The 21,678-nt window shown below is 41.5% G+C and carries 21 protein-coding genes; 12 read left to right on the forward strand and 9 right to left on the reverse strand.

The annotated features are described in order from the left end of the window. Window positions 1-251: 251 nt before the first annotated feature. Genes AC4CU3_RS16065 through AC4CU3_RS16075 form a run of 3 tightly spaced genes read right to left on the reverse strand, consistent with a single transcriptional unit; the run spans window position 252 to window position 2,218 of the window. Window positions 252-869, reverse strand: coding sequence for an OB-fold-containig protein (locus AC4CU3_RS16065; protein WP_148825878.1), 618 nt, complete (start codon window positions 867-869; stop codon window positions 252-254). A gap of 18 nt (window positions 870-887) precedes the next feature. Continuing rightward, window positions 888-1,199, reverse strand: coding sequence for a Rieske (2Fe-2S) protein (locus AC4CU3_RS16070; protein WP_010326961.1), 312 nt, complete (start codon window positions 1,197-1,199; stop codon window positions 888-890). A gap of 14 nt (window positions 1,200-1,213) precedes the next feature. Next, window positions 1,214-2,218: an adenosine kinase gene (locus AC4CU3_RS16075; RefSeq protein WP_279043887.1), complete on the reverse strand. Its 1,005-nt coding sequence runs from the start codon at window positions 2,216-2,218 to the stop codon at window positions 1,214-1,216. A gap of 139 nt (window positions 2,219-2,357) precedes the next feature. Here AC4CU3_RS16075 and AC4CU3_RS16080 point away from each other — a divergent pair, with 139 nt between their 5' ends. The 3 genes from AC4CU3_RS16080 to AC4CU3_RS16090 all read left to right on the forward strand — a co-directional run bounded on the left by AC4CU3_RS16080 (window position 2,358) and on the right by AC4CU3_RS16090 (window position 7,068). Beyond that, window positions 2,358-2,807 carry a GNAT family N-acetyltransferase gene (locus tag AC4CU3_RS16080; protein ID WP_004696669.1) on the forward strand — a complete coding sequence of 150 codons (450 nt, stop codon included), beginning with the start codon at window positions 2,358-2,360 and terminating at the stop codon, window positions 2,805-2,807. A gap of 158 nt (window positions 2,808-2,965) precedes the next feature. Further along, the gene (locus AC4CU3_RS16085; protein WP_279043886.1) at window positions 2,966-5,905 is read left to right on the forward strand and encodes an insulinase family protein; all 2,940 of its coding nucleotides are present in this window, start codon (window positions 2,966-2,968) and stop codon (window positions 5,903-5,905) included. Window positions 5,906-5,922: 17 nt separating this feature from the next. Then, the gene (locus tag AC4CU3_RS16090) at window positions 5,923-7,068 is read left to right on the forward strand and encodes a phospholipase A (RefSeq protein WP_279043885.1); all 1,146 of its coding nucleotides are present in this window, start codon (window positions 5,923-5,925) and stop codon (window positions 7,066-7,068) included. Window positions 7,069-7,128: 60 nt separating this feature from the next. On the opposite strand, the gene AC4CU3_RS16095 is transcribed toward AC4CU3_RS16090, so the two are convergent. Together AC4CU3_RS16095 and AC4CU3_RS16100 are read right to left on the reverse strand one after the other, a co-directional pair. Further along, window positions 7,129-8,478 carry a TrkH family potassium uptake protein gene (locus AC4CU3_RS16095; RefSeq protein WP_279043884.1) on the reverse strand — a complete coding sequence of 450 codons (1,350 nt, stop codon included), beginning with the start codon at window positions 8,476-8,478 and terminating at the stop codon, window positions 7,129-7,131. Next, on the reverse strand, window positions 8,475-9,128 hold the full coding sequence (locus tag AC4CU3_RS16100; RefSeq protein ID WP_058869788.1) for a potassium channel family protein: 654 nt from the start codon (window positions 9,126-9,128) through the stop codon (window positions 8,475-8,477). Before AC4CU3_RS16100 ends, AC4CU3_RS16095 begins: the two co-directional genes overlap by 4 nt. Window positions 9,129-9,278: 150 nt before the next feature. Here AC4CU3_RS16100 and AC4CU3_RS16105 point away from each other — a divergent pair, with 150 nt between their 5' ends. After that, a complete protein-coding gene (locus tag AC4CU3_RS16105) occupies window positions 9,279-9,773 on the forward strand; it encodes a hypothetical protein (protein ID WP_234955940.1) in 495 nt (164 codons plus the stop codon). Between the two features lie 36 nt (window positions 9,774-9,809). On the opposite strand, the gene ilvA is transcribed toward AC4CU3_RS16105, so the two are convergent. Continuing rightward, the gene (ilvA, locus tag AC4CU3_RS16110) at window positions 9,810-11,348 is read right to left on the reverse strand and encodes a threonine ammonia-lyase, biosynthetic (RefSeq protein ID WP_004981822.1); all 1,539 of its coding nucleotides are present in this window, start codon (window positions 11,346-11,348) and stop codon (window positions 9,810-9,812) included. A 107-nt stretch (window positions 11,349-11,455) separates the two neighbouring features. Between ilvA and rpiA the strand changes: the two genes are divergently transcribed. The 8 genes from rpiA (at window position 11,456) to AC4CU3_RS16150 (ending at window position 19,383) form a co-directional block, all read left to right on the forward strand. Further along, a complete protein-coding gene (gene rpiA, locus AC4CU3_RS16115; protein ID WP_004696685.1) occupies window positions 11,456-12,127 on the forward strand; it encodes a ribose-5-phosphate isomerase RpiA in 672 nt (223 codons plus the stop codon). A 128-nt stretch (window positions 12,128-12,255) separates the two neighbouring features. Continuing rightward, complete coding sequence (locus AC4CU3_RS16120; protein WP_279043883.1) at window positions 12,256-12,939, forward strand: YgjP family zinc-dependent metalloprotease; 684 nt, start codon at window positions 12,256-12,258, stop codon at window positions 12,937-12,939. Window positions 12,940-13,198: 259 nt separating this feature from the next. Next, the gene (locus AC4CU3_RS16125) at window positions 13,199-14,233 is read left to right on the forward strand and encodes a GGDEF domain-containing protein (RefSeq protein WP_279043882.1); all 1,035 of its coding nucleotides are present in this window, start codon (window positions 13,199-13,201) and stop codon (window positions 14,231-14,233) included. A gap of 107 nt (window positions 14,234-14,340) precedes the next feature. Continuing rightward, entirely contained in the window at window positions 14,341-15,396 is a 1,056-nt protein-coding gene (argC, locus tag AC4CU3_RS16130) for an N-acetyl-gamma-glutamyl-phosphate reductase (RefSeq protein WP_178927735.1), read from the forward strand. A gap of 79 nt (window positions 15,397-15,475) precedes the next feature. After that, window positions 15,476-16,222, forward strand: coding sequence for a DUF6776 family protein (locus AC4CU3_RS16135; RefSeq protein WP_178927699.1), 747 nt, complete (start codon window positions 15,476-15,478; stop codon window positions 16,220-16,222). 17 nt (window positions 16,223-16,239) lie between these two features. Further along, complete coding sequence (gene clpS, locus AC4CU3_RS16140) at window positions 16,240-16,656, forward strand: ATP-dependent Clp protease adapter ClpS (protein WP_004981811.1); 417 nt, start codon at window positions 16,240-16,242, stop codon at window positions 16,654-16,656. 9 nt (window positions 16,657-16,665) lie between these two features. Beyond that, window positions 16,666-18,942: an ATP-dependent Clp protease ATP-binding subunit ClpA gene (gene clpA / locus AC4CU3_RS16145; protein WP_178927698.1), complete on the forward strand. Its 2,277-nt coding sequence runs from the start codon at window positions 16,666-16,668 to the stop codon at window positions 18,940-18,942. An 87-nt stretch (window positions 18,943-19,029) separates the two neighbouring features. Further along, window positions 19,030-19,383, forward strand: a complete 354-nt coding sequence (locus AC4CU3_RS16150; RefSeq protein ID WP_178927697.1) for a YnfA family protein — start codon at window positions 19,030-19,032, stop codon at window positions 19,381-19,383. 28 nt (window positions 19,384-19,411) lie between these two features. Here the strand turns inward: AC4CU3_RS16150 and AC4CU3_RS16155 are convergent, their stop codons facing one another. The 3 genes from AC4CU3_RS16155 to AC4CU3_RS16165 all read right to left on the reverse strand — a co-directional run bounded on the left by AC4CU3_RS16155 (window position 19,412) and on the right by AC4CU3_RS16165 (window position 21,666). Continuing rightward, on the reverse strand, window positions 19,412-19,885 hold the full coding sequence (locus AC4CU3_RS16155) for a hypothetical protein (protein ID WP_279043881.1): 474 nt from the start codon (window positions 19,883-19,885) through the stop codon (window positions 19,412-19,414). A gap of 89 nt (window positions 19,886-19,974) precedes the next feature. After that, window positions 19,975-20,895 carry an ornithine carbamoyltransferase gene (gene argF, locus AC4CU3_RS16160; protein WP_178927695.1) on the reverse strand — a complete coding sequence of 307 codons (921 nt, stop codon included), beginning with the start codon at window positions 20,893-20,895 and terminating at the stop codon, window positions 19,975-19,977. A 120-nt stretch (window positions 20,896-21,015) separates the two neighbouring features. After that, on the reverse strand, window positions 21,016-21,666 hold the full coding sequence (locus tag AC4CU3_RS16165) for a TetR/AcrR family transcriptional regulator (RefSeq protein ID WP_178927694.1): 651 nt from the start codon (window positions 21,664-21,666) through the stop codon (window positions 21,016-21,018). Window positions 21,667-21,678: the final 12 nt, after the last annotated feature.

Consider the following 21,678-nt stretch of genomic DNA (forward strand, 5'->3'; position numbering starts at 1 on the left):
AAAATTCTCATCCTGATCTTATTTTGCGCAAATATTTTTAAATTGTAGAAAGCTGGATTATGAATGAAAGATTGCTTTTTAAAGATTGAACAAGAAGATGAGGAGAGGGTTCGATTTAAACAGTGCGTTGTGAGGCGTTTTTGGAGGCTGACGCTGTATCAATATCTTGGTAGGGTAGTAAGGCCATGGCAAAGGTTAAACTTGCTCATAAAGACGTACAGCGTTGAAACGAGGTCAGATTGAGTGCTTGTTTAGCGCGTATTTTCACCACTAAAAAGTTGATTGGATTTTGAAATTTTTTTTGCTATGTAATGCGATTTTTTTAAACGAATGAGAATAATTTGTGACTGAAACTCAAGCTCACCAAACTCAGGTTCAACTTGCACATAATGGAGTTGACCATATTCATCGCGAACGCGAGCTTGAGCCGAAAAACCAGGACGTGCATTCCCGCTGGAGATGGTCGCCAGACGACCCAGTAAGTTGGTTTGTTTTTTATCCGGTCTTGGTTTAATAACTTGATCCAAACAGTGAATCATAAAAACGGTAAAGAAAATTGCAATAATTAGCGCAGGCAAGATTAGATAGTAAGCCGAAGTAAAGGCTTGTTCTTTGGCATAGATGCAGAACTGAAGGAAATATCCTGCAACACTAAAATTAAGTAAGAGAAAAACCACAATCAGTACTTTAGAAAACTTAACGTCCAGCAGCGGAGATTCAGTCAGTTTTTGTGGCGAGAGCCTTTTAAGGAAATGACTTGGGCGAGATTTAAAAAAGTAGCCTAAGGTTTCCACCATGCTGAGTATGACTAAAGTCAATAAGCTGAAATGAAAGAGCATCAAATCAGGGTGATGTAGCAACTCATACATGGTGAACGTCCAATTTCATTATTCTTCTGTGAGATAAATCCCACCGTCAGAATGCACGGTAATCGCTACTTTTTCAAGTGCTTCGCCTTGGCAGGGGCCAGAAATGCATTCACCTGTTTCCACCATAAACAACGCACCATGGGTCGAACATTCAATAAATTCTTGGTCGCGGTCTAAGAACTGGTTTTCCAAAAATTCAAGTTCAACTTGCAAATGCGGGCAAATGTTTTGGTAAGCAAAGAAGGCACCGTCACGTTGGGTGATAAAAATCGTATCCCCTTTAGGTGTTTCAAAAGAGCGCGCTTCGCGTTCTGGGATGTCTTCCGTCATGCAAATTTTTTGCATCATGCACATTCCTTTTGCAGTTGTTGGAACAATTCAGCGTAATTTGCCACAGCCAAACGAGGGCCAAACTGTGACACCACTTCACTTGAAATCAAAATTGCAAGTTGCGCAGCTGTATGTAAGCCTAAGCCCGCATTCACTGCATAAAGGAAGGCACCAGCAAAGGCATCACCTGCACCATTGGCATCGATAGCGTGTACTTTACGACCCACGACATTAAATGTTTCCTGTGCATTTGAAATAAGTGCACCTTCCGCCGAAAGCGTAATCACCACATGCTGGCTCAGTGTTTTGAGTTTTGCTAAAGCCGCCTCAACTGTTTCAGTTTCGGTGTACATCATGGCTTCTTGCTGATTACAGAACAATAAGTCCACACCATCCGCAATCATTTCATCTAGACCATGACGCGCGTATTGCACCATCGCAGGGTCAGATAGGGTTAATGCAATTTTAACACCATGAGCTTTGGCAATTTCACGAGCCTGCTTGACAGCTACACGTGCGCTATCGCTGGTTGAAAGATAACCTTCGATATAGAGCCATTTCGCTGTTTTTAAGGGTTCAAAGTCAATCTGTTGTTCAGTTAACTCGGCCGTGATCCCCAAATAGGTATGCATAGTGCGTTCAGAGTCTTCACTGACTAAAACCATACACGTGCCTGTTACGCCTTCACTGATTGATTTTTCAGTGTTTTTAATGCCTGCTTCGTGTAAACCATTGAGGTAAGTTTGCCCTAGTTCATCATTACCCACGCGGCATGCATAAAATGCTGAACCACCCAAGGCACTAAAAGCAACGGTGGTGTTGGCTGCTGAACCACCTGAAGCCTGACCTTTATAGCTTTGTGTTTCTTTTAATTTTTTGTAAAGATCTGCTTGTGTTTCACCATCAGTTAACTGCATAGTGCCTTTTTGCAAATGTTGTTGAATAAGGAAGTCGTCAGAGACTTTAAATTCTTGGTCGATTAGTGCATTACCAATTGCAAAAAGATCAACAGTTCCCATGTCTTTTTTCGTCACGTATTGAAAATAAAGCGACATTTTACACCAATGCTCAAGATTGCTGTAGTTTGTTGAGGAAAATTCATTTTATTTACGTGGCAAATGTAGTGAAATGGCTTTGCTCATATTCAAGGAAGTTTAGATGGAAATTTTAATTCAAGCGGCAGAACAATTACCTCCTCAAATACAAGCTTTGGCACAACTCGCAGCAAAAGAAGGATATGAACCGTTGACCCGCTTGATCGAAGAATATCAAAGTGGAAAAAATCGTTTTGATCAAAAGGGTGAAGTGTTGTTATTGGCTTATGATCAAGACCAATTAATTGCCTGTGGCGGTTTAAATCAACAATGGGGTGAAAATGAAATCGAGGCGCGGATTGGGCGCGTACGCCGTTTTTATGTACATCCTAAATACCGTAAGAGCGGTGTGGGTCGTCAGTTGTTGGCACATTTAGAAAAATGTGCACGTCCGAACTTTTCTGCGCTGTGTTTAAATACCGCGGATTTGTCCGCAGCCAGTTTTTATCAAAAGCAAAACTATGTTTTTGTGGAAAATCACCCGAACTATAATTATTTTAAATATCTCATCTAGTTTTACTTTTGAGAACGCTTCCCTCAAAAAGACTGAAATTTGGAAAGCAGTGAGATGCTTTTCAAATTTCCAGCAAATTACTCGGGTTTTCAGCGTGAAATCTTTTGACAACTAAAGCTATAATGCAGGCAGTGTATTAATTATTGTTAGGAGATCACATGACTGTAGATGTCACTGAAACCATTTCTCAAACTGTACATCCTGCGTTTCAGTTGGTACGTCAACACCATGTTGAAGCTTTAGACATTTTAGTGTCTGAATATAAACATAAAGTCACTGGGGCAGTGCATTATCACTTGGCCACCAATCATGATGAAAATGTATTCTTGGTTGCATTTCGCACCCAACCTATGGATTCAAAAGGCGAAGCGCATATTTTAGAGCACACAGCACTGTGCGGTTCGGAAAAATTCCCTGTTCGTGATCCGTTCTTTTTAATGATTCGTCGCTCACTGAATACTTTTATGAACGCCTTTACTGCGGCGGACTGGACAGCGTATCCATTTGCGACTCAGAATAAAAAAGATTTCCAAAATTTACTCGAAGTATATTTAGATGCGGCTTTTGCAGCCAATTTGAATCCGTTGGATTTTGCCCAAGAAGGAATCCGCATTGAGCTTGAAAACGGTGAGCCTGTTTATAAAGGTGTGGTTTTCAACGAAATGAAAGGGGCTATGAGTTCGCCTTCAGACCAGTTGTATCATCAGTTAGCGCATCACTTATTTCCTGAAACCACTTACCACTACAACTCAGGTGGCGACCCTAAAGATATTCCAGACTTGACTTACCCTGAGTTGGTGGATTTCTATAAGTCGCATTATCACCCAAGTAACGCAGTTTTCATGACCTTTGGTAATGAACCTGCTTACAATCTACAAGAGCAGTTTGAAACTTTAGCCTTGGCCAAGTTTTCAAAAGGTGAAACGCTATTCTCTAAAGAAGAGCGCCGTTTGACTGCGCCACTAGAAGTGACTGAAACCTATGCGGTAGATGCGGAAGATTTAAAAGACAAAACTTATCACATTATTTCGTGGTTATTGCCTAAAGCCAGCGAGATCAAACTACGCTTAGGTATGCGCCTTGTAGAAGGTATACTGTTAGAAGACTCGGCTTCTCCATTACGTCATTATTTAGAAACGTGTGGTTATGCACAGTCTACTGGCCCGATTATGGGTGTAGATGATTCTAACTATGAAATGACCTTCTACTGCGGTGTACAAGGTTCAAACCCAGAACATGCAGCTGAGTTTAAAGCAGGTGTGTTTAAAGTTTTGGAAGACGTTGCTGCAAAACCTGTCGATCAAAACATGGTCGATGCGATTTTACATCAAATTGAATTGCACCAACGTGAAATCAATGGCGACGGCATGCCTTATGGTCTAAGCCTGATTTTAAATGGTTTGGGCAGTGCGATTCACCACAGCGACCCAGTCACTGTATGGGATGTGGACTCAGCCATTGCTGCGGTAAAAGAAGAACTGAAAGATCCAATGTGGTTGTCAAACTTAATCAAAACCTATTTGATTGATAACCCGCACCGTGTACAAATGACGTTGGTGCCTGATGCCAATAAATCAGCGGTGGAAGCGGCGGCAGAAAAAGCACGTTTAGCCGAAATTGGTGCGCAGCTAACAGACGCTGAAAAAGCAGAAATTGAAGCACAAACTGAAGCACTCAAAGTCCGTCAAGATACCCCAGATGACCTTAACCTTCTGCCAAAAGTGGGTTTGGAAGATGTGCCTGCTGAACTGCAAATCGTACAAGGGCAGTTGCGTGAGATTATCTCAAATCGTATCGATTATCCGTTAAATCTTTATCATGCAGGTACGAACGGCATTTACTACAATCAAGTGCTGATCCAAATTCCGCAAGATGTAGTGCAGTCGCCTTACTTTAACTTGCTGTCCATTTTGATGGGTGAAGTTGGTGCAGGTCAATATGACTATCTAGAACTACAACAACTGCAAACTGCGGTGAGTGGTGGTTTAGGTATGGGTGCCTCTTTACGTTCTCAAGTAAATGACAAAAATCAAATCAGTGCATGGTTAACGCTGACCACAAAATCGTTGGTGAGTAATTTTGACAGTATCGCTTTGTTGAAACTGGCATTTGAACAACTGCGTTTTGACGAAAAAGATCGAATTGTTGAGTTATTGCAACAACGTAAAACGCGTTGGGCATCTCGTCTGTCAGGTTCAGGACACAGTTATGCCATGCAAATTGCAGGACGTAACCACAGTGCTTTGGCAAAACGTGATTATCACAACACAGGCTTGGGTGCATTAAACTGGTTAGGCGATTTAGTCAGCCGTATTGAAAAAGATGCAGCAGCTTATGATGATTTGATCAATGAATTAAAAGCGATTCATTTGAAACTTTTACAAGCACCAAAACAGTTCTTACTGGTTTGTGAAGAACATCAGTCAGACCGTTTGGTTGAAGAAGTTCAAAATGTGTGGGACAAGTTAGCCATTCCTGAGCAAACTGTGAGTTTGAAAACGGCTGAGCAGATCGATACCGATGCAGATGAGGCGTGGTTAATTCAAGCCAATGTTCAATTCTGTTCATCGGCTTATCAAGCCGTTGAGGTGTCACATCCAGATGCTGCACCGCTAATGGTACTGGCAGCGTACTTGCGTAATGGTTTCTTACACAGTGCGATTCGTGAAAAAGGTGGGGCTTATGGTGGTGGCGCAAGCTATGACGGCAATGCATGTTCATTCCGCTTCTATAGCTATCGTGACCCGCGTTTGGCTGAAACCTTCAATGACTTTGAAGCCAGTGTGCAATGGTTGCTCAATACTGAGCAAAAGCCTCATCAGCTTGAAGAAGCAATTTTAGGTTTGATTGCGGGTATGGACAAACCAGGTTCACCAGCGGGTGAAGCGATTACGGCATGTTATGCACTTTTACATGCACGTACACCAGCCTTCCGTAAGCAGTTACGTAGCCGTCTTTTGGCTGTGAGTTTAGAGGACTTGCAACGTGTGGCGGTACAATACTTGCTTGAACAAAAACCAACGAAAGCCGTGGTTGCACCTATGGCGAAGCGTGATACTTTAATTGAGTTAGGTTTTAGTATTCAACAAGTTCAGTAAAACAATAAGAGGGTCATATGGCGTTCAAATCATTTGAGCGTTCAACTTTAGTACTGAGCATGACTGTGCTCAGTACTTTGGGTGTCGCTAAAACACATGCACAAATTTCCGAAGTACCTGCAACTCCTGCAACAGCCGAGGCATGTGTTGCATTAGCATCTAATGCAGACCGTTTGGCTTGTTATGATGCATTATTCAAAATTCCTGAAGCAGTAAAGCCGCGCATTGTTTCTGAGCAACGTGCAGCCATGGAAATTGCGCCAGAACCTGAAAATATCACAGGGAAGATTTCACAAGGTGTGAGCTCTGTTTTCGCTTCTGAAGGTCCTAAAATATCCCCGAATTTATCTTTAATGGATAGCCGTTGGGAGCTTTCACCCGAAAGTAAATTAGGGACTTGGAATATTCGTGCTTATCAACCTGTGTACTTAATGCCTGGTTTTTGGACGACAGATAAAAATGAACGTCCATCGAGCCCAAATGAAAACAATACTGTAAATGCCGATCGAGAGCAAAACCTGAAGTCGATGGAAGCGAAATTTCAACTGTCTTTAAAAACCAAAGCAGTCGAGAACTTATTTGGAGACAATGGCGATGTTTGGTTGGGTTATACCCAGTCTTCTCGTTGGCAGGTGTATAACGGTGAAGAATCACGTCCGTTCCGTGAAACCAACTATGAGCCTGAAGCCAGTTTGGTTTTCCGTACCAATTATGAACTGTTGGGTTTAAATGGTCGCTTACTGGGATTAACTTTCAACCACCAGTCTAATGGTCGTTCCGATCCGCTGTCGCGTAGTTGGAACCGTGTCATGTTGAATGTGGGTTTTGAAAGAGACAACTTTGCGCTCATGCTGCGCCCTTGGTACCGTCTAGATGAAGATGCAGGTGATGATAATAACCCTGATATTAAGGATTATGTCGGACGGGGCGATTTAACAGCATTCTACCGTTGGAATGAACATGATTTTTCACTCATGCTACGCCATAGTTTAAAAGGTGGCGATGACTCGCGCGGTGCTGCACAGTTTGACTGGGCTTTTCCTATTTCAGGGAAGTTGCGTGGCCATTTCCAGTTGTTTGATGGTTATGGCGAAAGCTTAATTGATTATAACCACCGAGCGACTTATGTGGGCTTGGGCGTGTCTTTAATGAATTGGTACTAATTTAGAAACATAAAAAACCACGTTTGATACGTGGTTTTTTATGTTTAAGTGTTAGGTGTTTTAACCAATTTGAATATCGGCAGTTGGGTGTTTTAGGCGGCTCTTTTTCGGCGTCGCAATCAGGTAGGCCAGCGTTAAAGGACCTAAACGACCTGCAAACATCAAGAGCATCAAGATAAATAAACTTGCAGGTTGAAGTTCACCGGTGATGCCACGTGACAAACCGACAGTACAAGCAGCGGAAATGGCTTCAAATAACAAATCCATAAACTGATGATTAGGTTCGATTAAAGATAAACTAAAGATGCCTAAGAAAATAAGTGCCGCGGTAATAGAGACAACAGCCATCGCCTTAAAAGAGGTTTTTTGAGAAACGGAGTGATTGAACACGCGAATTTCATCTTCACGTCTAAGGAAGCTAATCACGCTGAGTAAAACAATAATAAATGTACCTACTTTAATCCCGCCTGCGGTACTCATCGAGCCTCCCCCAATGAACATCAGTAACATGGTCACGAGGGTCGAGGCATCTTTCATTTGTGCCAAATCGAGGCTGTTAAAACCCGATGAACGAGGCACGGTGGCATGGAACCATGCATTTAAAGCTTGGTCACCTAAGCTCATTGGCGCTAAAGTGAGGGGATTGTTCGATTCAATCGCCCATAAAAGAACAAAAGCAATCAGGTTCAAACCGGCAATGGTGGATAAAATCAGTTTGCTATTGGTACTTAAGCCTTTCCAGCGCTTGCTGCGCTTAATGTCCATTAACACCACAAAACCTGTCCCACCAATGATATATAGCATACTGATGGTAAAGGTAATGAGATACTGACCCGAGAAGTTCATTAGACTGTTGGGAAACAGTGAAAAGCCACCATTGTTAAATGCGGATACACTATAAAAAGCCGCATAAAACAGAGCTTGATTGAAATTGTAATCTTCTAACCATGCAATGGTCAAAATAACCGTGCCGATCGCCTCAAAAAAGAAGGAATATAGCAGTACACCTTTAATGGTGAAGGATACTTTGGATAAGCTGGTTTGACCAATGGTCTCTTGCGCCATGATTTGTTGCTTTAAACCGAGTTTGGTCGACAGACTCAGTGCGGCTAAAATTGCAAAAGTCATAAAGCCTAAGCCACCAATTTGAATCAGTAGCATGATGATGATTTTACCTGTTACGGTAAAAGTTTCACCGACATTCACCACAGACAGTCCCGTAATGGTGACTGCTGAGCTGGCGGTGAACAAAGAGTTAATCCAACTGAGTTCACCGTAGTGTGAAATGGGTAACTTTAATAATAGAGTCCCAATAATAATAAAGCTCAAAAAACCCAAAGCCAGCAGGCTGGGCGGGCTTAAATTAATGGTGCTGTTTTTGGGGGTTTGCCATTCTTTGACTTTTTTCATGATTTGAACCGTGCTGAAAGACGACGTAATGTTTCAACTAAACCTTCAACAACTAGAATATCACCCACTTGTAAAATTAAATTGGGGTCAATGCTGTACAAAACGTCTTTGCCACGTTTATGGAGTAAGGTTTTCACATCAGGTGCTTGATCCATCAGTTGGCGGAAGCGAGTCCCTTGTAGTTTTTCATCAATTTCAATTTTGACAATATAGTGGTTATCTTCAAGTGCCATATAGCGGCTGACCATGGGGTAGCATAAAGACTGCGCAATCCGCACGCCCATGTCCTCTTCAGGGTGAATAATTTTACTAATCCCTAAATGGCTTAAAATCATATGGTGCGACTTCGATTTGGCTTTGACCCAAATTTTTTCAACCCCAATATTTTTGAGGTGCAGTACACACAAAATACTGGCTTCAATATTTTCACCAATTGCGACCACCACGGCATCGCAGTTTTTAATATTTAATTCATCGAGGACATGTTCATCTGTTGCGTCGGCGATGACAGCATGGGTCACCTGCTCAGAAATATTTTCAACATATTTTTTTTCACTATCGATACCAATGACATCATGTCCCAGTTCAATGAGTTGAGTTGCAACTGTGGCTCCAAAGCTTCCTAAACCAATCACTGCAAATTGTGCCATGTCATCTTTCCTTTAAATTTTTTTATACGTCGATTGTTAACGAATGTTGTGCCAAATTTCACAAGATGTCATCTTTATACAGACACGCTATTTTCGATCAACCGCGCTTTGCCTTATACCAATATATCACTCATCCAAAGGAGTATATAAATGCGGAAGACACTGTATGAATCCCTCAGGATCGCATTTCCAGAATTGAATGATACCGCAATTCCAGAAGAACAAGATGAGTTCGAGCACTTTGTACGTTGGTTGAATACCTATTATTCAAACATTCAAAAAATAGAACTCGATGATTTTCGACAAAATGGTATTGATGAATGCCATCGCCTCCAGCAGTTAGGTATTGACTTAGACGAGCTGAAAAACCAAATTAATGATGATATGGCGTCTTTTTATCAAATGTATGACAGTGAGGAAGAAGAAACCTCAGACATGCATGGTTATGATTTTGAATTTAGTTTTGATGTTATTTTTAATCACATTAAAATTTTTATTGAGCCTTATGAACTCAGTTTATTGGTTATTGAGCGGGAAAACCCTTATTGGCTATTGGTACCGCATAATGATGAGCTGATCGATAGAATTATTGTTACGTATAACCACACGTTTGGTGATGAAGAGCCGATGCAGCTCATAGAATAAAACCGCCTCGAAGGGCGGTTTTATGTATGGTATCTGTTATTTTAAGAAACGTTGATAACCTAGGTTATTGGTAATTTCTTCATATGGATAAGAAATACTTTCTAAGGTTTCAATTAAACCATCGGGGTTTTGTTTCGCATCACTTGCTTCTAAACCAACAAGGACACGACCTTCCGCCGCACCGTGGTTACGGTAGTGGAATAGGGTAATGTTATGTGTAGGGCCAAGGCGTTCGAGGAACATTAACAGCGCACCTGGACGTTCAGGGAACTCAACACGGAACAAACGCTCATTTTCAAGGTCTGCATGACCACCAATTAGGTAGCGAATATGCAGCTTTGCCACTTCATCATCAGACAAGTCATCGACATCGAACTGCGTTTTCAGCGCTTCAAAAATATCATGACGCTCTTTTTCGCCGCCTTTTAAGCTAATGCCGACAAAGACTTGCGCTGCGCTGGCATCACTCGCACGGTAGTTAAACTCAGTGATATTACGGCCCTGTAGCGCTCGGCAGAAATTCAGGAATGAACCTTTTTTCTCTGGAATGGTCACAGCAAAAATAGCTTCTTTGCGTTCACCCAATTCAGTGCGTTCTGCAATATAGCGTAAACGGTCAAAGTTCATGTTGGCACCACATACAATTGAGACGATGTTTTGCCCAATCAGCTCGTGAGTTTCAACATATTTTTTAATCCCTGCCAAGGCCATCGCACCCGATGGTTCAACGATGCTACGACATTCATCATAGGTGTCTTTAATGGCGGCACAAATTTCGTCGGTATTGACTAAAACCACTTCACGTTCAACGATCGGCCCTGAGTTATCCGACTTTTGTAGTTGAATCACTTCAAATGGTTTTTCACCAATTTGTGCGACAGCCGTACCGTCGGCAAATAAGCCGACTTGAGGCAGTACAACTCGTTCACCAGCTTCAAATGCGGCTTTTAAACAAGCAGATTCGTCATATTCAACAGGAATGACTTTAACATGCGGTGCAACATCGCCTAAGTAGGCCGCCACACCAGCAATTAAACCGCCGCCGCCAACAGCGACGAAAACGTAGTCGACATCGCGCCATTGACGCAAAATTTCATTGCCAATCGTACCTTGACCTGCCATAACCAGTTCATCGTCATAGGGTGGGATAAAGCTCATACCGTCTTCTGCGGCACGTTGAATTGCGTATTTGTTTGCAACGTCAAAGGAGTCGCCGTGGAGAACCACTTCACCGCCTAAGCGTTTGACCGCCTGAACCTTAATATCTGGGGTGGTTTTCGGCATCACAATAATGGCACGAATTCCGAGTTTTTTACCTGACAGCGCTACGCCTTGGGCATGGTTGCCAGCAGATGCGGTAATCACGCCACGTTCAAGTTGAGCTCTAGGAAGTTGGCTAATGCGGTTATAGGCACCGCGTAGCTTAAATGAAAAGACGGGTTGTAAGTCTTCACGTTTAAAACGAATGTTGTTATTGAGTTTCTCACTAATTCGAGGTGCCGCTTCGAGTGGAGTTTCGATTGCAACATCGTAGACTGTTGCTTGTAATATTTGTCGAACCAAACGAGACAGCATGTTAATTTCCCATTTAACAGTTTAAAATAGAGGATCATTGTAACAAACCCCTGTACATTTGGGCTGTAAAATCAGCAACAAATGTCAAAAAATAGTTGAGCCAAATTATGAGTCTGTATGCTACCCAAGATGAAAAAAAGCAAGCTGCTGCAAAAGCTGCCTTAAAGCACTTACCTAAAGGTGGCATTTTAGGGGTGGGTACAGGCAGCACCGTCAATTTCTTAATTGAACTATTACCAGAACTTCAGCTTGAAGCGGCTGTGGCAAGTTCAGAAGCAACGGCTGAGCGCTTAAAGAAATTAGGCATTGAAGTGGTTGATATGAACTCTGTAGGCGGTTTAGATGCCTATGTAGATGGTGCAGACGAAATTGACCGTCATATGCATATGATCAAAGGTGGTGGTGCCGCACTGACTCGCGAGAAAATCGTGGCTTCAATTGCGAGAAAATTTGTTTGTATCGTTGATGACTCTAAGTGGGTCGATCAATTGGGGCGTGACTTTCCACTTCCGATTGAAGTGATTCCAATGGCTCGTTCAGCTGTGGCACGTAAAATTGTAGCGCTCGGTGGTGATCCTGCTTACCGTGAAGGCGTGGTGACGGATAACGGTAACGTGATTTTAGACGTTTATAACTTAAATATCTTAAATGCGCTTGAGCTTGAAAAAACCATTAACGACATTCCTGGTGTGGTGTGTAATGGTATTTTTGCAATCAATAAAGCAGATGTGGCAGTTGTTGCAACAGACAGCGGTATTGAAGAGCGTACCGCTGTTTAATTTTAAATCTTCCCTAAGCTCTTCTTTGAAAAAGAGGGGCTAAAAGCAAAAACATTTTTATCTTATGTTTTTCTCCCTCCTTTCAAAAGGAGGGCCGGGCAGGATGATTCAATAAAAGAATAATATTAATGACCTTAGCAGACCTACCAGAAATTCAAATCACCCATCATGCAGGTGCGACCCGGTTACGACTTCGTGTTGAACCAACTCAAATTCGTTTAACCGTGCCTAAGTTTTGTAGCAAACGGCAAATTCAGGATTTTTTAAATCAATCTGAACAGTGGATGGTTGAAACTTGGCAGAAGCAACAAGCTAGTCTGGTACGGATAGATCGAACCCTTCCCATAGAGTTGCGGTTATTTAATCGCCAAAATGCTTTAACGGTGAGCTATAAAACACAAAAAAATGCGTATATTTTGGATGAGGATAATCACCAGCTTTGGATCAGTGACCGTCAGCCCGAAAGTTATTTAAAATCTTTTGTAATTGCATACGCCAAACAGCACTTGCCTATTTATTTGCAACAGATTAGTCATGAAACTGGTTTAAAATTTGCACAATGTTCAATTCGTCAGCCCAAAACCCGCTGGGGGAGTTGTAGTGCCAAACACGACATTATGCTTAACAGTGCTTTAGTGTTGTTTCCTGAAGCCATTACCCGTTATGTCTGTGTGCATGAACTCGCACATACGCAACATTTTGATCATAGTGCAAGTTTTTGGGCGGAAGTTGCCAAATATGATGCCGCTTTTCAACAGCATCAAAAAACCTTAAAAACAACCGCATTGCCGTATTGGTGGGCAAGCGCTTAAAGTTAATTTGACGTGCAAAATTTAAAAATAACTTCTTCTGACCGATTGAGCGTGAGTCAAAAAATGCTCTAAACTTCATGATCTAAGGTAAACATTCCTCAATTTCAGTCCAAAGACCTCAAATGTGAATTTTACAGATATCCACTATTTTATATTAATCGTTCCAGCTTGCCTGATTTTAATGGGAAGCTTGCTTTTAATATGTCATTTTGCTTTTAGGGCTCCCTCATATTTATTGTGGCTCGGGCTTGGATATATTGTGCCTTCGTTTTCTGTGGCCGCGCAAAGTTTTATGTCAAATAAGCAGTTGGCTTTGTCGGCACCCATTTTAGGTAGTATGTATTTGTTTGGCGCATGGGCCAGCGCCTACGCCATGGGCTTAAGAAAGAATGCCAATGCACGTCCATATTGGTGTTTGGCCTTGATCATCATGGCTTTATTTTCACTCAGTTATTATTCCTATGTAGATGATCAACTGTGGATCAGGATGCTGATTCTGAACATTTCAATTGCATTGGTTGAGTCTTTGGTTTTGTTTTCAATGTTTAAACATTATCAAGGGATTGATTTGCTCAATAAAATAGTCGACTTTTCCTACTTGTTTATTGTGCTGTATACCTTTGTTCGCGGAATCATTATTTTTCTTTTTTTAAGAAATATCGAAGCAGACATGCTGGCAAATTCAGTTTGGTGGCTGATGATGCTTGCTGCGAGCATTATCTTAAGTATGTGGTTTGCAATAGTGCTGCTCGGAACCTTGGTACGCGATATTATCCATCAACTCAATGATGAGCGGCTAAGAGATCCGCTAACGCATTTATTCAATCGACGTGGCTTTAACGAAGCCGCTAAACGAAAGTTGCATCAGCTCTCTAAACAGTCTTATTTCTTGCTCATGTGTGATATTGACCATTTTAAGAAAATTAATGACACCTATGGGCATTTGGTGGGTGATCAAATTTTACAACAAGTCGGTCAAATTATTGGGAAAAACGTCCGTGATCTTGACTTAGTGGGGCGTTTTGGCGGGGAAGAGTTCATTGTCTTATTGCAAATTGATGACCCCACGCTGGCTTATAACATTGCCAATCGTATTCGTTTAGGTATTGCCGATGCACGATTATCCTCAAAAAGTATTGCCGTGACAGCAAGTTTTGGACTGGCTGCAGTACATCATTCCAACTTAAAATATGCCATACAAGCTGCCGATCAATTATTATATCAGGCGAAACATTCGGGACGAAATCAGATTGGTTTTGAGCCTGCACAGGGTATATTGGATGTGTCTCATTAGGTGTCGATAGCACTAAAAACGCATAAATTCCAAGTAAAACAGTTTAGAAAGCAGAAACTTCCTGTCATACTAGGCAGTTACGAAATGGACAGTTTAAGTTTGAGGTAATACACGTGATTTCAGTTGGTATTGTCGGCGGTACAGGTTATACAGGCGTTGAATTGTTGCGTCTTTTACTACGACACCCAAATGTGCAAGTAAGCGTATTAACATCGCGTACAGAAGACGGTCGCCGTGTAGATGATATGTTCCCAAGCCTACGTGGACATACCGAACTTAAATATTCAGATTTGAATATTGATGAACTGAAAAAATGTGATGTGGTGTTCTTTGCGACACCGCATGGCGTTGCCATGAAGCATGCCGAAGAGTTGGTGGCTGCAAATACTAAAGTGATTGACCTTGCCGCAGACTTCCGTTTACAAGATTTAGAACAGTTTGAAAAATGGTATGGCATGCAACATGCGTGCCCTGAACTACTGAAAGACTCGGTTTATGGTTTGTCAGAATTAAACCGTGAGCAGATTAAACAAGCTAATGTCATTGGTAACCCTGGTTGTTATCCAACAACAGTACAACTGGGCTTAGCGCCGTTATTTAAGCAAAACGACACATTAGTTAAACCTGAAAGTATTATTATTGATGCAAAATCGGGTGTGTCTGGTGCAGGTCGTAAAGCCAGCCTTGGTATGATCTATTCTGAAAATGCTGATAATTTCAAAGCTTATGGCGTTGCAGGTCACCGTCATCATCCTGAAATTGTGGAAGCATTGGAAAATATTTCAGGCTTAAAAGAGGTGTTTAACCACATTTTGTTTGTTCCGCATTTGGTGCCCATGATTCGTGGCATGCTGAGCACGATTTATGTGGACTTAACCGATGCGGGTGAAGCTGCTGATTTGCAAAGTTTATATGAACAGTTTTATGCCAATGAAGCTTTTGTCGATGTGATGCCTGCGGGAAGTTCACCAGAGACACGTTCTGTGCGGGGTGCAAATCAACTTCGTATTGCGCTGTATAAGCCACAACCGAAAAAATTAGTGGTCATTTCAGTACAAGACAATTTAGTTAAAGGGGCAGCAGGTCAGGCCGTTCAAAACATGAACTTAATGTTTGGGTTTGCTGAAACTGCAGGCCTAGACGGAATTGGTTTATTACCATAAAAAACGTTTTAAAACTTCACACACATTTAGATTTCGATTTAAATGTGTGTTTTGAATTGAATCAAAATAAGAGATGACGATGCCGAACACTGACACAAATATGACGTCACAACAGCCTGAACCTGCAAAGCCGTTTTTACAGACCAATAAGCCCTTGGTAATTGGTGCTGCAATATTGATGGTTGCAAGTGGGGCATTGGGCTATACCGTCGGACATCGTCAGGGTTTAACGGTGGTAGGTTTTGATGCAGATGCTGAACAACTGGTTGAAGTGGTACAAAAGCAAAAGACCAGTCTGGATGCTTTAAATAAAAACTATAATGCTGCTGTTCAGGAGCGTGACGTTGCTGTGACCAATTCAAATGAGCTGTATTTGTCATTGCAAAAAGCTCTGGATCAACAAGCGCAATCTGAAACCACTGCGGTGATTTACCGTGAGGTTTTGCGTCAACGCGGTGGTATTCCACTGGCTGTGCAGCATATTGCGATTAAACCTTTGCCTGAGAATGCATTTGAATATCAACTCGACTTGGTTCAAGTCAGTCCATCTAAACGTGCAGCTTCAGGTACAGTTGAACTCCGACTCATTCGTGGTACAGATGTTTTAGTTGTGCCTCTTGAAGACAAAAACTTTAACTTTGAAAACTATGAGCGTTTAACAGGGCGTTGGACAATGCCTAAAGGCTTTACGCCGCAGTTTATCGAAGTCCGTTTAACAGGTAGCACACCAGTGACACGACGCTTTAGTTGGTCACGTGGTGAAGCCGTAGAAAGTCAATCAGCATTTGTCTCTGAAATTCCTCAGGCTGAGGCGAATGCACAATAATTGTGAATTGTAAGTTTATGGGTATCTCTAAGCGTTCAACGTGTTTAAATGAAATCAAGCAGTCTTTTCATGAATCTGGCTATGTCGATTGGCATATCAGCCCGCGCTTGAGCAATGATGAACCGCATGAAGAAGAAAATGGGGATGTCGCTGTCCAAACCGCGCCACCAGAACTTAAGCGTCCGCCACTCTATGCTGTCGTTTTAATGAACGATGACTACACCCCAATGGACTTTGTTATTGAAATTTTACAACAATACTTTGCTTTGAATCTTGACCAAGCCACTCAAGTAATGCTAACTGTACATTATGAAGGAAAAGGTGTTGCAGGCGTTTACCCGAGAGACATCGCGGAAACAAAAGCAAACCAAGTCAATAATTACGCTCGGTCTCAAGGTCATCCTTTACTTTGTCAGATTGAGCCGAAAGATTAAGGGGGTTCCATGCTCAGTCGTCAATTAGAAGTATCCTTACGTTTGGCTGTTAGTATGGCTCGACAAAAGAGACATGAATTCCTAACCGTTGAACATTTATTATTGGCTTTACTCGATAATGATTCGGCCGTAAATGCATTGAAAGCCTGTGGTGCAGATATTATTGTGCTTCGCAAAGAGCTTGAAGAATATGTAGAGCAGCACACTCCTAAGCTGGGCGAAAACAGTGACCAAGCTCCGCATCCAACTGAAAGTTTTGACCGTATCTTACAACGTGCAATTTTTCATGTGCAATCAAGCGGTGGTGATCGTACAGTTGAAGGCGCAGACATTTTAGTGGCGATGTACTCTGAGCGTGACTCTTTTGCAGTCTACCTCTTGAAACGCCATCAAATTAACCGTTTAACTCTGACACAATACTTGGCCCACGGCACACGTAAAGACGAAGTGCAAGTGGAAGAAGAAATTGAAGATCTCGATGGTGAATCGACCAGTTCAAGCAACGCAGGCCCTTTAGAGCTGTATACAACCAACTTAAATGTTGAGGCACAAAAGGGCAAAACGGATCCTTTAATTGGTCGTGAAAAAGAAATTGAACGTGCTGCGCAAATTTTGTGCCGTCGTCGTAAAAACAACCCGTTATTGGTCGGTGATCCTGGCGTCGGTAAAACATCGATTGCTGAAGGCTTAGCTTGGCTCATTGTTAATGGTAAAGCACCGAAACCATTGGCAAATGCTGAAGTGTATAGTTTGGACATTGGTGCTTTGGTAGCAGGAACCAAATACCGGGGTGACTTTGAAAAACGTTTAAAACAGCTTTTGAACGCGTTGAAAAAGAAACCAGAAGCAGTTTTGTTTATTGATGAAATCCACATGATTATTGGTGCAGGCTCAAGTATGGGCAGTACGATGGATGCATCAAACTTGATTAAACCCGCTTTGGCCAATGGCTCATTGCGCTGCATTGGTTCAACCACATTCCAAGAATACCGCCAAGTCTTTGAAAAAGATCATGCATTGTCACGCCGTTTCCAAAAAATTGATGTCAATGAGCCATCTATTTCAGAAACGATTGATATTCTACGTGGTTTGAAGAGCAAGTTTGAGGATTTCCATCATGTTAAATATGATGACAAAGCTTTAATTTCTGCGGTTGAGCTGTCTGCAAAGTTCATTAATGATCGTTTCTTGCCAGATAAAGCCATTGATGTCATTGATGAAGCAGGGGCACAACGTCGTCTGAAAGCTGAACAAGATGACACCTTGATTACCGTGGAAAATATTGAAGATATCGTGTCGAAAATTGCACGTATTCCACCAAAAACTGTGTCTAAAGATGATAAGACCGTTCTTGAAAATCTTGAACGTGATTTAAAACGTGTGGTCTTTGGTCAAGATGAAGCCATTGAAGCTTTAGGCTCAGCAATTAAGCTGTCGCGTGCAGGCTTAAAATCACCAGATAAGCCTGTGGGTAGTTTTGTTTTTGCAGGCCCAACTGGGGTAGGTAAAACAGAAGTCACTAAGCAGCTTGCGAAATTACTGGGTGTTGAGATGGTTCGCTTTGATATGTCAGAGTATATGGAGCGCCATGCAGTTTCACGTTTGATCGGTGCACCTCCAGGCTATGTCGGCTTTGATCAAGGTGGTCTGTTGACCGATGCGATTCATAAAAATCCGCACTGTGTATTATTGCTAGATGAGATTGAAAAAGCGCATCCAGACGTATTCAACTTATTGCTACAAATCATGGATCATGGTTCATTGACCGATAACAATGGTCGTAAATCAGACTTTCGTAATGTGGTGTTGGTCTTGACCACAAATATTGGCGCAGAAAGTATTTCTCGCGTGAGTATTGGTTTTATGGATCAAGACAACAGTAATGATAACCAAGATGCGATGAAGAAAGCGTTTTCTCCAGAGTTCCGTAACCGTTTAGACAGCGTGATTCAGTTTAAAGCTTTACCAACGACAGTAATTGAAAATGTGGTGGATAAGTTCTTAACTGAACTACAAGCGCAACTGGATGAGAAAAAAGTCATTCTAGAAGTGGATCAAAGTGCGCGTGAGTGGATGGCTGAAAATGGCTATGACCGTTTAATGGGCGCTCGCCCAATGCAACGACTCATCCAAGAGCATTTGAAAAAACCACTGGCTGAAATGATTCTATTTGGTGAGCTTGCAGAACATGGTGGTAATGTTGCGGTCTCTGTGAAGAACGAAAATGGTAAAGCGGTTGGCTTAAAACTTGAAGTTTTTGAAGATCAAACGGCTGAACCTGCTTAAAGATTGCTACATAATAAAAAACCCGTGTTCGCACGGGTTTTTTATTGAAAAAGTATTTAACAAATAGAAGTAATAAAAGTAGGTTGTATGGATATTCAATTGACGAAAGTTTTAAGTACATTTGTACTGTTTTTGGTAACCGCTGTGATGGAAATATTAGGCTGTTATTTCCCTTATTTGATTTTAAATCAGGGAAGAAGCCATTGGTTGTGGATTCCTACAACTTTAGCGCTAGGTGCTTTTGTCTGGTTGTTGACCTTACATCCAGCTGCATCAGGACGTATTTATGCCGCTTATGGCGGAATTTATATTTTTACCGCATTGCTATGGTTGCGTTATGTCGATCAAGTTTATTTATCCCGTTGGGACATAATGGGTGGGGCAGTGGTGTTGATTGGTGCGGCCATGATTATCTTACAACCGCAAGGATTGGTTCGCTAAAGTAGGGAACCAATCGCTAAAAAGGGTACTATTTGATGCCACAATCTTTTTGCTTTAATTCTAAATCGTAGCTATTTTTCTCAGAGCTGAGCTGTAATTTGACAAAGTAGGGGTTATGGCGTTGATATTGATGCTCGAAGAAAGTATTACAGTTTTGCACAACATTCTTTTTAATCACTTTTTGAACTTCTTTTGTGCCTAAATCTTGTTCAAACTGCGCGAAATCAGGGGTAATGATCAAACCCTTAAGCTCGGTACGGTCTGCATATAGGTTAAATTGTTCAATGATGGTGTTGTTATCAATCTCAATTGGGAGGGTTCTAGAGTCTTCTGCAGTTAATACCGTTAAGATCTCGTTCAACGTTTCTGGTTGTTTAATTTTAAAATTTTGATCAATGATTTGTTTGGACTGTAAGTAGTCATCAAACTCTGAGGCTTGAATCTGAAAAAATGTAGAGCTTAGAATTGTAGCAAGGCACAGGCCAGTTTTTTTGAAATGCATGGAAAGTGTCGCTTATAAAAATTATGTTCCGATTATAGCTTTGCCCGTATAAAAAAAGCACCCTTAGGTGCTTTTCGTTGGAAAATTAATTAATCTTTCTTGGTATTTTCATTGATTAAAAACTCAACCAGTGCTTTTTGAGCATGTAAGCGGTTTTCAGCTTCATCCCAAACTACAGCATTTTTATGGTCGAGCATCTTTTCAGAAATTTCTTCGCCGCGATGCGCAGGTAAACAATGCATAAATAAACAATCAGGATGAGCAAGATCCATAAGACGTTCATTTACTTGATAGTCTGCAAACGCAGCTTCACGAATTTTTTGCTCTTCTTCTTGGCCCATGCTTGCCCATACATCGGTCACGATAAGATCTGCGTTTACGGCAGCATCTTCAGCTGAGTTAACCAGTTCAGCACAATGCGCAAATTCACTTAAAAATTCTACTTTGGGTTCATAACCTTTAGGTGCAGCAATCTTTAACTTAAAACCCCACATATGCGCAGCTTCAATATATGAATTACACATATTGTTGCCATCACCAATCCACGCGACTGTTTTGCCTGCGATAGGTCCACGGTGTTCAACAAAAGTTTGAACATCTGCAAGCAATTGGCAAGGGTGGTGATCATCGGTCAAAGCATTAATCACAGGAACTTTTGAATAAGAAGCAAAACGTTCAACAATGTCATGTCCAAAAGTACGGATCATCACAATATCCAACATGCTTGAAATCACGCGTGCTGAATCTTCAATCGGCTCACCACGACCCAATTGGGTGTCTCGTGGAGAGAGGAAAATTGCACTGCCACCAAACTGGCTCATGCCTGCTTCGAACGATACACGGGTACGGGTGCTCGATTTTTCAAAAATCATCCCCATGACTTTACCAACAAACGGTTGGAAGACTTCGCTGTTGTGCTGTTTACGCTTTAGTTCGATACCGCGTTGCACAACTTGGTTCAGTTCTAAAGTAGATAAATCGCGTAAGGTAAGAAAGTGACGTAGAGCCATTGTTACTCCACAATAATTGCTGAAAACCGAAATAGGTATAGAACAACAATTAGTTGTTGGTTGGTGGAAAGAAAAAGAGAGTCGATTAATATACTATATGCAAAGGAAATTGCAAAAAAACTAGACTTTTTGATGACCTGCTAAGAAACGATCTACGCAATAATGAACATATTCTAGATTTTCTTTTTCATTTTCTTCAACATAGATGTTCATCAGCACGCGCCATTCTAATTCGCGCACAATGCCAAAAAAAAGCTGCGCAGAATAATTCGGGTGTTCACATCGAATAATGCCTATTTCATCTGCTTTGCTTAAAATGCAAGCCACGGCATCTTCAATATGTTTAGGTCCTTGTTTGTGAATATGAAAGGCCAACTGCGGATTACGCTGTACTTGTTCCATAATGAGTCTTAAAAAAGAAGCATTTTCTGGAAGTACAAGATGCGTTTGAATATTTAAAATGGTTTGTATTAAATAAACGCGCAAATTGTCCTTCGTAAAATCAAAAGGCATACAAATGTCTTTAAAAAATAGCTCACGTCGGTAGTCGCAAATTGCCGTAAAAAGACCGTCTTTATTCCCAAAATATTTGTAAATCGATGCTTTTGAACCACCCGCATGATTGACAATATCATCAAGTGAAACAGCATCGTAGCCATGTTGCAAAAACAACTCGTTTGCACTTAATAAAAATGCAAGACAGCGTTCATGACCTCGTTTTGTGTGAGGTATATCACGTGTAAGGGGTTCTAGTTGAACTGAGTCGTGCATATAACTAACAAC

It is taken from the genome of Acinetobacter sp. 802_lipA (genome assembly GCF_058242885.1).